The sequence below is a fragment of the Pseudoalteromonas sp. SR41-4 genome (assembly GCF_014163985.1).
GTDB lineage: Bacteria > Pseudomonadota > Gammaproteobacteria > Enterobacterales > Alteromonadaceae > Pseudoalteromonas > Pseudoalteromonas rhizosphaerae.
The window spans coordinates 1-12,483 of sequence record NZ_JACJEI010000005.1; the positions used below are offsets into that span (position 1 = coordinate 1).

The 12,483-nt window shown below is 41.1% G+C and carries 9 protein-coding genes; 4 read left to right on the plus strand and 5 right to left on the minus strand.

The window, feature by feature from the left end; genetic code table 11:
- Positions 1–667 precede the first annotated feature (667 nt).
- Both H5180_RS05330 and H5180_RS05335 read right to left on the minus strand, forming a co-directional pair.
- Entirely contained in the window at positions 668–1,939 is a 1,272-nt protein-coding gene (locus H5180_RS05330) for a LysM peptidoglycan-binding domain-containing protein (RefSeq protein WP_182757849.1), read from the minus strand.
- Between the two features lie 66 nt (positions 1,940–2,005).
- Positions 2,006–2,869 (minus strand): LytTR family DNA-binding domain-containing protein, encoded by an 864-nt coding sequence (locus H5180_RS05335; RefSeq protein WP_182757916.1) that lies wholly within the window; start codon positions 2,867–2,869, stop codon positions 2,006–2,008.
- A 182-nt stretch (positions 2,870–3,051) separates the two neighbouring features.
- Between H5180_RS05335 and H5180_RS05340 the strand changes: the two genes are divergently transcribed.
- A complete protein-coding gene (locus tag H5180_RS05340) occupies positions 3,052–4,332 on the plus strand; it encodes an acyltransferase (protein ID WP_182757850.1) in 1,281 nt (426 codons plus the stop codon).
- On the opposite strand, the gene H5180_RS05345 is transcribed toward H5180_RS05340, so the two are convergent.
- Together H5180_RS05345 and H5180_RS05350 are read right to left on the minus strand one after the other, a co-directional pair.
- Positions 4,329–5,645, minus strand: coding sequence for a PAS domain-containing sensor histidine kinase (locus H5180_RS05345; RefSeq protein ID WP_182757851.1), 1,317 nt, complete (start codon positions 5,643–5,645; stop codon positions 4,329–4,331). The genes H5180_RS05340 and H5180_RS05345 overlap by 4 nt on opposite strands.
- Positions 5,646–5,647: 2 nt before the next feature.
- Positions 5,648–7,045: a sigma-54 dependent transcriptional regulator gene (locus tag H5180_RS05350; RefSeq protein ID WP_182757852.1), complete on the minus strand. Its 1,398-nt coding sequence runs from the start codon at positions 7,043–7,045 to the stop codon at positions 5,648–5,650.
- A 225-nt stretch (positions 7,046–7,270) separates the two neighbouring features.
- On the opposite strand from H5180_RS05350, the gene H5180_RS05355 reads away from it, so the two are divergent.
- From H5180_RS05355 to H5180_RS05365, 3 genes are read left to right on the plus strand one after another with little or no spacing between them, the layout of a single operon-like run.
- Positions 7,271–8,524, plus strand: a complete 1,254-nt coding sequence (locus H5180_RS05355) for an efflux RND transporter periplasmic adaptor subunit (protein WP_182730663.1) — start codon at positions 7,271–7,273, stop codon at positions 8,522–8,524.
- Between the two features lie 11 nt (positions 8,525–8,535).
- Positions 8,536–9,240 carry an ABC transporter ATP-binding protein gene (locus tag H5180_RS05360; protein WP_182730664.1) on the plus strand — a complete coding sequence of 235 codons (705 nt, stop codon included), beginning with the start codon at positions 8,536–8,538 and terminating at the stop codon, positions 9,238–9,240.
- Between the two features lies 1 nt (position 9,241).
- Complete coding sequence (locus H5180_RS05365) at positions 9,242–11,644, plus strand: ABC transporter permease (protein ID WP_182757853.1); 2,403 nt, start codon at positions 9,242–9,244, stop codon at positions 11,642–11,644.
- Positions 11,645–11,816: 172 nt separating this feature from the next.
- On the opposite strand, the gene H5180_RS05370 is transcribed toward H5180_RS05365, so the two are convergent.
- A complete protein-coding gene (locus tag H5180_RS05370) occupies positions 11,817–12,344 on the minus strand; it encodes a sugar O-acetyltransferase (protein WP_182730666.1) in 528 nt (175 codons plus the stop codon).
- Between the last annotated feature and the right edge of the window lie 139 nt (positions 12,345–12,483).

Below are 12,483 nucleotides of genomic sequence, written 5' to 3' on the forward strand. Positions count from 1 at the left end.
TGAAAGGTAAAAGGCATCAGGTAAAAGGAAAAGAATAAGCGCCTAATGCCGACCTATACATTTGCTATGTGGCTCTCTACCGCTGTGGGCACTATGACATCACCAAGCTCCAAATTGAGAAAGCCGCTTCAGAAATGAAGCGGCTTTTTTACGTCTGGAATAAAATGAAAACACCAAGCCAAGACCCCATGGTGAACTCAGTAGTGGCCGCTCTTGCAATCCCTATGCTCCACGGCATGTGTATCCCTATTTATCAAACAAACGCTCCTTCACATCCCAGGGAATCTACCTTTAGAGCAATTTGAGTATGGATACTTATACCAATCGACTTAAATATTTAACCATTCTAGCGAGCTAAATAAAGCGCTAACTGCGTTATAATTTTTTTAAGTAGAACAACTACATGTCAAAATTTACGCCTTGTTATCACTGTATTTATCTGTCGCTATAAATGGTCAGTAACTTAACACGATTGGTATTTGTGGTACTGAGTTTGATTATGATGCTGACCCGCACAGTAAATTGGTACCACACTAAATCACAAGCTGATGATTAATCACTGTTTGCAGAGGGCTGCATGATTGCAGCCCTTTAATTATTCAGGCCTAACACAGTTAGCATTGCATATAGCCGCTGAAGATAGGCTTATTATCCAGCGTTCATGTTATTAACTTGCTGATAAAAATACGGTTAGCTTATCGCCTACTTTTAAGCGATCGCTTGAAAGGCTGTTCCATTGTTTTAGCTTAGTGATGCTGACTTTGTAATGGTTGGCTATTTTCCACAAGCTTTCGCCAGATTTAACCTTATGCTCTATTTGCGTATCGGCTAACTGCGGTAGCACTAATTTTTGACCAATACGTATGGTACTATTTTTCAAATTATTAAATGCTTTTAGTTGGCTTAAAGTTACTTTGTAGCGCTTAGCGATCACGCTCAAACTATCGCCACGCTTAACTGTATAATGTTGCCATTGGCTGTAGTCGTTAGAATCTTGATCAGCAATCATAGTCTCAAATTGCTTTTGCTCACTAGCAGGAACGACGAGATGCGGTGCATCAATAATCGCCGGAAAGCGAATGACCCCGTAGTTTAAGGGCTCTAACTGTTGCCATTGGGCTTTATTATCTAAAATAACTGAGCCAGAAATGGCTATTTTGGCAATTGCATCTTTATTTGCTATTGCAGGGAACGCCATTTTTTGGCTTTTTAATAATTGTGCCGCAGCAAGTAGTTTAGGTACATACTGACTGGTTTGCTGAGGGAGTTTTAAACTGAAAAAGTCAGTTGGTTTACCTTGCTTTTTATTGTTGCTGATCGCTCTAAGTACACGGCCTTCACCTAAGTTATAGGCTGCTATAGCGTGATACCAATCACCATCAAAGCGTTTGTATAAGTACTCCATAAAATCCAGAGCAGCGCGGGTACTGTCGATCACATCTTGGCGGCCATCGTACCAAGGGCTAATTTTTACCTTAAAGTACTTAGCAATGGCAGGCGTTAATTGCCAAAGCCCAGATGCATGCTTGTGCGAATAGGCACTGGCATCAAAGTCACTTTCAATTAGCGGCATTAACGCTAATTCTATGGGTAAGTTCCGTTTTTCAACCTCTGTGACAATATAATAAAGGTAAGGCTCAGCACGGCGACTAATTTCATCCATATAGTTTGGGTGAGATAAATACCATGCAATGCGTTGTTGCACATCTGGGTGGCTAGAATTGGAAAATGTAAGCTGCGCTCGGATGCGTTGCCACACATCATCGAGTTCCTGAGGACTTAAGGGAGCTATTTGCTCAATATTTTCGTTTTGTTCTTTAACAACAATATTTGGGTTAGCCTTAATATCAGGTTGTGAAGATGGTTTTTCGGGTGTGGTTTCACAACCGGATAAAATAACAATCAATGGCAGAATGCGGATAAATCGATTTAAAGACACGTACTAAACTACTCCGAAAATATAAATGCGGTTAACTTAAATCAGGCTAGCTTAACATAGCGTGAGTTAAGAATGACTTGTAGTTGAATTTAACTGTCCCTTAAATTGCTCTTTATAGCGACGCGATAAGTTAAGTACTTTGCCCGTTGTAAGTTTTACTTCACTGTCTCCGCTCGGTAGTGGCGTGATTGATTCAATCGCATCTAACCGAACGCCATGGGAGCGATGAATACGGCAAAACCCTTGCGGTTCTAACTGAGTTATAAGTTGGCTCATAGTTGCACGTAACGGATAAATTCTTGCATCAATATGTAGATTTACATAATTACCGCTAGATTCAAGCCAGTCTATTTGTGCTACGCGGACAATAAATTCTTTTCCCAGTTTTTTTACCAGTAGTCTATCGAAATTTAAATTTTCAGGCGTATCTTCGCCTTGTCTGATCGGTGCTGCTTCACCACTTAATTGGCTCACTACATATTGATAGGTTTTAATAACAGCAATTAAAAATAAGAACCCCCACAAGTCTTTGCGGTATTCATAAAGTAATTCAAACCAGACCAAACCAAAGTCATAATACATGCCTTGTACGGTGTAAATGAGCTTGCGAATGGTGACCATAATGCCAATATGCAATAACGAAAAAGCAATGCTTGCCAGCAGATATAGCAGTAATGAGCGGGGGATTTTTTGCCAATTAAAAGGCTGGGTTTTTAATAGCCTAACTAAAGCGGGAAACAACATCAAGGTGCCAATAGCGCTGGAATATTCCCATACAAACGGCTCCCAGATCATAAATGGGAGTTCGCCATCGCGCTGGGCTTCCATAATGTTTGAGCTGGCATTTATAGTATTGTTGATAAAAATATAACTAGATAAAAATAATGCCGCATACCATCTCTGGTAGCGCTGAAAATGCGTTAAGGAGATCATTATTATTGTTACTCTTTAAAAGACCATAATTAGACTAGCAAGATAGTGATAGATCACCAAACTTATCATCCCTGATATCCACCGTTTATCCCTACTGACTGTTTTATCAGCCTTTTCTGATTGCTTAACGCAGATTGTTGTTCATATTTGTTATTAATTAGTCGTAAGCTAAATCTACCATGAAACTTAAAATAGTAATTAAAAACACAACACGTACGCTATTACAGCCATGGCTAAATGTATTTAATCAGCATGATGAACTGCCAAAGCGCCGTTATGATCTTGATTGGCTACGGGTGATTGCGTTTGGTTTATTAATTTTTTATCACACCGGCATGTTATACAGCCAAAACTGGGGATTTCATTTTAAAAGCCAGTATTTGTCTAGCAGTGTTGAAAATGTCATGTTGTTACTGTCACCGTGGCGAATGGGACTAATCTGGTTTATTTCAGGAGTAGCGCTGCGCTTTATTATTGCGCGCTTTAGTTTAGATATGTTTTTAATTACGCGCAGTGTAAAAATATTACTGCCTTTATTGTTTGGCATTTGGTTTATAGTGCCGATTCAGCTTTATGCGCAAATGAGCCAAGAGGTTGGTTTAGCTATGAGCTTTTGGCAGTTCTACCAGCAGTTCTTTGATTTAACTAACCCTTTATTTAATCACTACCAAGCAGGTATTTGGCCACATGTTGATGTAAACCATCTTTGGTACTTGCGTTCGTTATGGCAATTTACTTTATTGCTGGTGTTAATGATACCGCTGCTTCATCATGCTACTGTGCAAGCAATAATGACGCGTTTATGTGAGCGATCGTTAGTTATTGTTTTTATTGTATTGCTATTGCCGCTGTGTATTTTAAAACTGAGCTGGCCGAGTGATACATTCCGATACCCCATGGGCGCGTTGTTTTTACTTTACGGTTACTTGCTTGCTTGGCAGCCTGCATTTTACAGCCAACTGCTACGTCACTGGCAGGCGTTATTAGTGGTATTCATTTTAGGTTATTTAGTTGTCGTGCTGGGTTATCACATGATTTGGCAAAACCCAGCTACGAGCCAATGGCAAATTACCAGCATGGATATGCTGTATACCGCGCAACGATTAGTGGGTGTGATGTTAATGCTGGCATTAGCAAAACGCTTTTTGAATCACGATCACCCTAAATTAGCGTTATTAAACTCAGCCGTATTTCCGTTTTATCTATTACATCAAAGTGTAATTATTGGCCTTGCCTTTTATTTGTCGAAGCTGCAATTAGGTGGCTTTGAAGAGCCATTACTTATACTCAGCCTCACTTTCATTATTTGTTGGCTGGTATTTATTGCTGTTCGCCGTATCGATCTATTAAGCCCATTTATAGGGATTAAAGTCACAGGTAAATATAAAGCATGGCAAGTTAAAGCGGGCTTTTGCTACGGACTTATATTGGTAAGCCCACTGATCTTTAAGTTAATTTAACCAAACACGCATCTAAAGCATGCGCCTTGTGGTTTTGGTACATAAATTAAATCACCGCCGTGGTTGAGCATAATTTGCCTTGATAGGCTCAAGCCAATACCTGATCCTTGTTGTTTAGTGGTGAAAAATGGTACGAAGATCATATCCACCACATGTTCGCTGATGCCTGGGCCATTATCGCTCACTTCAACATAGAGTTGTTGGCTGGCGTTTTGTGCCAAGCTGAGCTTGATGTTTGGCTGAGCGGGGCTTTGCGCGTTATATTTTTTGTTGCTGCTTAGCACTTCAAATGCGTTCTTTATAAGATTTACTAATACTTGCTCTATTTGACTACTGTCTAGCATCACTAATTGCTGGCTTTTAATTGTAAGTTCTATATTGATTTGCAGCTCACGCGACTGTTGTTGATGCAAGGTGACAATACGCGCTAGCATATCGGCTAAATTTTCAGGCGCTAAATTAGGTTTAGGTAAGCTGCTAACTTGGCGAAAACGAGCAATAAAGTCGCCTAAATGTGCCGTTCTTGATGCTAAGGTGCTTAGTGCAAGCTGTAAGTCTTGTTTATCTTCAATATCAATAAAACACAGTTCTTGTGGCAGTAAATTGCTGCACGTATCAGCTAACGATGAAAGCGGGGTAATAGAGTTGGCAATTTCGTGCGTAAGTACTTTAGTTAGGCGTTTATACGCTTGTTGTTCTTTGAGTTGTAGTTGGTCATGAATTGATTGTAGGCTTACTACGCGACGCACTTTGCCTTGTATTTCGGCGATACTGAGTTGGATAGAAAGCGTGTCGTGCTGCTCGCCATTTTGCCAATAGGTGGTGCTGCGCATATTGTTCTTGGCGTTCAAAATTAGTTCACCAACAGCGCCTAATTCTCGTAGATGCTGGAAGCTTTTACCCAGTAGTTTGCTGACTGCTGGGTTTGATTCAATCACTTTGCCGTTGTCGTCACATACCATAACCGCTAAATCAACATGAATAAGCAGTGCTTGCAAAAACTGCGCTTGTTGTTCGGCATTAAAGCGTGCTGTTTGCATTTGCGTTTTTACTTGCTCAAATTGTTGGCGCATTGGATGTTGTTGGCCAAGACCTAAGGTGCTGTCGCCATTGGCTAAGGCGCGGATCACCATTTCTGCTTGTTTTTGTTGGCGCTTAAAGAGCGTAAAAATATGCGTTATCAAGGCCGCAGTGACTAATATAATTAACAGCGAAGTTGCTGAAAGCCCATTATTTTGTAATAGATAACTAACGAGTGCGCTGGCGCTAATAAGTGCCACAATATTAATAGTTAATAATAAATGAGGGCGCATTGTTATAGCCCATACTTTTCAAGACGGCGATACATAGCACCACGCGTTAACCCTAAGGCTTTGGCCGCATGGCTAACATTACCTTGGTAATGTGTTAGCGCTGCACGCACAGTGCGCTGCTCGAGCATCTCAAGATCAAAGGTGTCGTATGCCTCGTTGTCATTGGTGGTTGTATGATTAGTAGCACCAGCACTACCAATCACTGAGCTAACATCAAGATTATCGCCATCACTTAAAATAACAGCCCGCTCAATAGCATGAGCAAGCTCGCGGACATTGCCTGGCCATGCATATTGACAAAGTAAGCTCATATCATGTGTTTTTATGGTTAAGTTGCGCTTGTACTTTTGTGCGAAATGATTGAGGTAATAATCTGCTAGCAGTGGGATGTCATCACTGCGTTCACGTAAAGCCGGTAAGCGAATTTCAACAGTGTTGATCCGATACAATAAATCTTGACGAAAATGCCCCTCTGCGACGGCTTGATCAAGGTTATCATTAGTGGCACAAATAAGGCGTATATCAATATCAATCGCTTTGCTGCCGCCAACAGGTGTAATTTTGCGGTTTTGTAATGCGGCAAGCAGTTTAGCTTGATGCTCAAGGGGCAAATTGCCTAGTTCATCTAAAAATAAACTTCCGCCTTGGGCGAGCTCAAATTTACCAATTCGATCGCTTTTGGCATCGGTAAATGCGCCTTTTTTATGGCCGAATAGCTCACTTTCAAATAGGTTCTGTGCCACAGCACCCATGTCTAAACTCATAAAGGTTTGATTATGGCGCATACTTGCTTGATGAATGGCATGCGCGGTGAGTTCTTTACCTGTGCCGCTTTCGCCGGTGATCAGTATATTGGCATCAGTTTGTGCGGCTTTTTCAATGGTGGTGAATACCTGCTGCATAGCGGCGCTTTGACCTAAAAACTCAAATGGCTGATTATTGAGTACTTGATTAAGGCCGTCCTTTTGACGGGTAAGCTTACCCACTTGCTGTTTGTCTTTGGCATGTGAAAAAGCCGCCGCCACAGCCCCAAGTAGTTGCTCGTTTTGCCAAGGTTTAGCAATAAAATCAGATGCGCCTGCTTTAATAGCATCCACCGCGAGTTGAATGTCGCCGTAGGCGGTCATTAACAAAACAACGATATTAGCGTCTTGCTCGATGATTTTTTTTAACCAATAAAAACCTTCTTTGCCGCTGATGGAGTCTTGGGTAAAGTTCATGTCGAGTAAGATCACATCAATTGGCTGATCAGCTTTGCGTTGCTCGTTAATGATGCCTGCAATTTCAAATGGGTTGTCAGTGGTTTTAACGCTTTGATAATGCTGCTTTAGCAATAACCGTGCGGCGATTAGAATATCGGGGTTGTCATCAACGATTAAAAGCGAGCCTGTGTGTTTCATGATTTTTATTTTTATAGAGTTTTATTTAGCCTAAAACAAAAAAGGAACAGTGTCCATAAATGGACGTTTATAAAATAAAAAAGTGTTCTATTAACGGACACTACAAACATAATAATAATTTCATTTAATTATAAGGCATTGAATTTTAATGTTAAATAAAGTTGGCACAGCGTTTGTAATAACTATCGGTAATTAGTTTATTAAACCTGTATCAAGGTGGCCAACATGGATAAGAAAATAGAACGCTCATTTACCCAAAAGTATTTAAAGAAATTCACCTTTGCAGCATTGGCATTGGGTGTTGCTGCCGCTGCGTATGGGTTTACACAAACAGGTAATACAGGTCGTAGCCAGAATATTGAACGCAGTAGCTTAACCGTTAGCACGGTGAAACAAGGTGCATTTAAAGATGCCTTAAGTTTACGCGGTCAAGTGGTACCAAAAACCAGTATTTACCTTGATACCATCGCCGGTGGGCAAGTTGAGGAGCGTTTAGTGGAGCAAGGCGAATATGTTGAGAAAGGCCAACCACTAGTGCGTTTGAGCAATACCAACTTACAACTAGATGTAATGAGTCGCGAAGCCCAAGTAACTGAGCAGCTAAATTTTTTACGCAATACGCAAATGACTATGGAAACCAGCCGGTTAAATTTACGCCGTGACTTATTAGAAATAGAGCTAAAAATTACGCACCTCACCCGTCGTTTACAGCAAACTAAACCTTTGGTTAAAAGTGGCGTATTAGCGCAGGAGCAACTTGCAGAGTTAGAAGAAGATTTAAATTATTACCACGCTCGTAAAGAGCTCACGCTTGAGCGCCAAAAGCAAGAAAACTCAATCCGTGAGGTGCAAGTCGCACAGTTATCAGACAGCGCTAAAATGCTTGAAAAAAACCTGCAGTTTGCGCGTCGAAATCTCGACAATTTATTAATCAAAGCGCCTGTTTCAGGCTACCTAAGCGAGCTTGATGTGGAAATTGGTGAATCTAAAAACAGTGGCGCGCGATTAGGCCAAATTGATATTCCAAATGAATATAAATTAGTGGTACGCCTTGATGAGTTTTATTTAAACCAAGTACAGCGTGACATGACCGTGATGATTGAACTTGAAAGCGGCACAGTGAACGCCAAGGTGAGCAAAATTGATAGCCGCGTACAGCAGTCGCAATTTCAAATTGAAGTGGATTTACCAAGTAATACCAAAAGCATTAAGCGCGGGCAAAGCATTGATATTGAGTTAATGCTGGGGGGTGACAAAAACAATGCTCTACTGCTTAAACGTGGCGCCTTTTTTACCAACTCGGGCGGTAACTGGGTTTATGTTATTGAGCAAGGTGGCGATAAAGCAGTGCGTCGTGATATTCGCTTAGGCAAAAAGAATCAAAACTATTTTGAAGTGCTTGAAGGGCTAAACGCTGGGGAGCAAGTGATTACTTCTAGCTACAGTAACTTTGATAAAGCACAGCAACTACAATTTTAAGGAAAATAACAATGATCAAACTAACTAATTTAAGCCGCGTATTTCGTACTCAAGATGTTGAAACAACAGCGCTAAGTAACATTAACTTAACCGTAAACGAAGGTGACTTTTTAGCGATTATGGGGCCATCTGGCTGTGGTAAATCAACTTTGCTGTCTATTTTAGGTATGTTGGATTCACCAAGTGCAGGTAGCTTTGATTTTGCTGGAACAGACATCGCAGGGTACAGCGAAAAGCAATTGTCGGAGCTACGTAAAGCATCAATCGGTTTTGTATTTCAGAGCTTTAACTTAATTGACGAGCTAACTGTATTTGAGAACGTAGAGTTGCCGTTACAGTATCAAAAAATATCAAAAAGTGAGCGCAAACAACGCGTTGAAGCCATTTTAAAGCGCGTAGGCATTGATCACCGAGGCGAGCATTTACCACAGCAGCTTTCGGGTGGTCAGCAGCAACGGGTAGCCGTGGCGCGTGCATTAGTGATTAATCCTAAACTAATTTTAGCCGATGAGCCAACCGGTAACCTCGATTCTAAAAATGGTGATGAAGTCATGGCTATGTTGCGCGAGCTAAACCGCGAAGGCACCACAGTAATTATGGTGACCCACTCAGAGAAAGAAGGTGCATATGCTGACCGTTTAGTACGCTTACTCGACGGCCAAGTGATGCTTGACAAAGCGAATGTTGTGCAGCAAAGCGCTGCTGAGGTTGCTTAACATGTTTATTAATTATTTAGTGACAGCCCTACGGGCATTTAAACAGCAAAAACAACATTTTTTACTTAACATCATTGGCTTAAGTGTTGGTTTAGCTGCGGCTATTTTAGTGGCCATGTTTGCCTTTAATGAAGCTTCTTATGATGAACAGCAACCTAATGCTGATCGCGTGTATCGTGTATATCAATATTTCCCATCACTTGGAATGGGAGCACCAGTTGTCAATAAAGATGTGATCGCGTCTTTTAAAGACATGGCTGAAATTGAAGACATACTCTCACTTGATTTGGTTCCGCCAGGCTCTGAGTTTGTTCGTGATGGCGTTGGTTACAAATTAGAAAATGTGCTTGCGGCGCGTAGTAACGTGACTGATTTTATCAATATCGATATTGCAGCTGGGGATCTGGCAAAAGTACTTGCAACGCCAAATATGATTGCACTCAGCGAGCAGTATGCAATACGGATTTTTGGTAGCACAGCTATTATTGGTGAAACTTTAATACAGGGAAATAAGCGTTGGCAAGTCGGTGCTGTGTTTTCTGATTTACCTGATAATACGCACTTCTTTTTTCAAGCATTAATTAAAGAGCCACCTGCAAATAATAACTTTCAAAATAACAATGGCTATACATATATCCGGGTTACTCCTGACGCTGATGTTGGCAAGCTTGCTAAAGCTATTGAGCATCGCTATAGAGAAGTTGTTTATAAAGATTCTGAGTATGATTCAGCCCAGCTTACATTACACTCCTTAACTGCTTTGCATTTAACCGCAAGCTCTAATTTTGAAATGAAAATGAATGGCTCGCTTTCAACGCTGCGTATTTGTATTGGTTTAAGTATTTTATTAGTACTGCTAGCGGCTTTTAACTTTATCAATATGAGTATTGCGCAATCTGCAAAGCGCGCAAAAGAAGTCGGTGTTCGTAAGGCCCTTGGTGCGAGTAAGACACAAATTGTTTGCCAGTTTTTAGTTGAGTCATTACTTATAACCGTTATTGCAGCACTGATAGCATGCATGTTGGTTGAATTATTAACACCAGCTTTTAACCAATTAGTTGATCGTCAGCTAGCGCTTAATTACAGCTCAGCCTTAGGTGCAGCAATTGCCGTTGTTACCTTATTGGTTGGTTTGCTTGCAGGGATTTATCCTGCGATGTTTATGTCGGCGTTTAGTGCTAAGCGTGTACTTAGTGGTGACATGCAACGCGGCCGCACAGCCATTGCCGTTAGAAAAAGTTTATTAGTTTTACAGTCTGCGTTGTCGGTCGCACTGATCATTGCCGCCTTATTGTTACAACAGCAGCTGGCACATTTGCAGTCACTCCCTGTTGGTTACGCAAAAGAAGGCAAGCTAATGATCAGTGATATTGACGCAGGAGATATATTCTATAACCAAAACAATGTGCTGTTAGATCGCATTAACGCTATTAATGGTGTGAAACAAGCCAGCGTAATAGATATTTCACTAACCGGTGCTTATAACTCGTCTCGTACATTTACGGCTGATAACGGTCAGTTTACTAAACAAACTTTACCCTTTATTGGTGTGGGTAATGATGCTGTGAGTGCTTTGGATTTATCACTGGTAGCTGGGCGTGACTTTAGTGCAAAAATGGGGGCTGATTGGTTTAATAAAGTCAGTGATACTCAAGCTACCGCGTCAGCAATATTGACCGAATCTTTAGCTAAACAAGCGGGCTATGTAACTGCAGAAGATGCAATTGGTAGCATTTGGCGCACAGACACAGGTTACGGCCAAGAACTTACCATAACGATTGTTGGCGTTGTTAAAGATATAAAAGTAGGTAGCGTTAAAGATACACAGCCCTCAACCATCTTCATTTGCGGTTACACCAGCAGTTGGGTTGGTAGAATTATCGTTAATCTGGATTTAACACAGCTCCCGCATATAAAGTCACAGCTTGCTAGCATCTTGGCCGAAACACTTGATATTTATGACCCAAAAATAGAAATGATGGCTGACAATTATCGTGCGCTTTATCGTAATGATGAACGTGCCACTGAGTTTGTCACTTTATTCTCTGGCTTAGCTGTCTTCTTAGCGTGTGTGGGGACCTTTGGTTTAGCGTCATTCTCGGTATTACGCCGCCAAAAAGAAGTCGCGGTGCGTAAAGTACTTGGCGCATCACGCATCAGTATTATGAATCTACTGGCGAAAGAGTTTTTGATTTTAGTCGTGGTTAGTGTGGCCATAGCATATCCGCTTACTTATTGGCTGGTAGGAGATTGGTTGGCTAATTTTAATGAGCGTGTTGATCAAGCTATGTGGGTTTACTTAATAGCAGCTCTTAGTGTTGCTGCGATCACTTGGCTCACGGTTGCCAGCCTTGCCTTTAAAGCCGCCAGTACAAGACCTTCGTTAACATTAAGGTATGAATGATAACTAGCACAGAACCCTACTTAAGGCCTATCAGAACATCGATAGGCCTTTTGTATATTCTTGTCGTCATAAATGACGACCAACAATTTGAGGGGGGAGGCAGTAGCGGGTTTATCCCGCGACAGGAGCTTAAGCCGAGTTTTTATATGCTCGCAAACTTGAGTCGTGCTGTTTAAATATCTTTAATTTTCACTGCGGGATTACCTGCAACAACAGTATTTGCTGCAATATCTTTGGTGACGACAGAGCCTGCGCCTACTACAGCATTATCGCCAATGCTAACACCTGCAAGTACAATAACCCCCGCGCCTATCCATACGTTATTGCCAATGGTTATAGGTGCTGCAAAGTTTTCTTTATTGAGCCGCTCTATGGGATTAACTGCATGAGAGACTGTCAAAAGCTGAACGTTCGGGCCGATTAAACAATCGTCGCCAATGCTTATGGCTCCTTCATTAATTGGCGCATCTAACATAGTGCAGTTAATGTTTATAAAAGTACGATCACCAATTTGAACTTGCGAGCCATAGTCAAAGTGAAAGCCTGCCTCAATAACCACTCCATCGCCACACTGCGCAAAAAGCCCCTTAATGCGTTTTAAATTGCCTTTGCTGGGGCTTTTAGCAAACAAGCGGCAGATTTCATGGGTGATTTTACGTTGCTCTAAGTATGACTTATCAAGGCTGTTGAATTTATTCATGAATTAATGCCATTATTTATAATTTCACTTAGCTTAACTTGATTGCTAATAAGATCAACGCTTGGAAGGGTTTATTATATTGTTATGAATTTAGAGGTATTTTTATACATTCACTTGCCATTTTCATAGTTTCGTTTAA

Excerpts from the sequence above, each read along its gene's own strand:
- H5180_RS05350 (WP_182757852.1), bottom strand. The coding sequence starts at position 7,045 with ATGAAACACACAGGCTCGCTTTTAATCGTTGATGACAACCCCGATATT.
- H5180_RS05370 (WP_182730666.1), bottom strand. The coding sequence starts at position 12,344 with ATGAATAAATTCAACAGCCTTGATAAGTCATACTTAGAGCAACGTAAA.
- H5180_RS05340 (WP_182757850.1), top strand. The coding sequence starts at position 3,052 with ATGAAACTTAAAATAGTAATTAAAAACACAACACGTACGCTATTACAG.
- H5180_RS05360 (WP_182730664.1), top strand. The coding sequence starts at position 8,536 with ATGATCAAACTAACTAATTTAAGCCGCGTATTTCGTACTCAAGATGTT.
- H5180_RS05345 (WP_182757851.1), bottom strand. The coding sequence starts at position 5,645 with ATGCGCCCTCATTTATTATTAACTATTAATATTGTGGCACTTATTAGC.
- H5180_RS05365 (WP_182757853.1), top strand. The coding sequence starts at position 9,242 with ATGTTTATTAATTATTTAGTGACAGCCCTACGGGCATTTAAACAGCAA.
- H5180_RS05355 (WP_182730663.1), top strand. The coding sequence starts at position 7,271 with ATGGATAAGAAAATAGAACGCTCATTTACCCAAAAGTATTTAAAGAAA.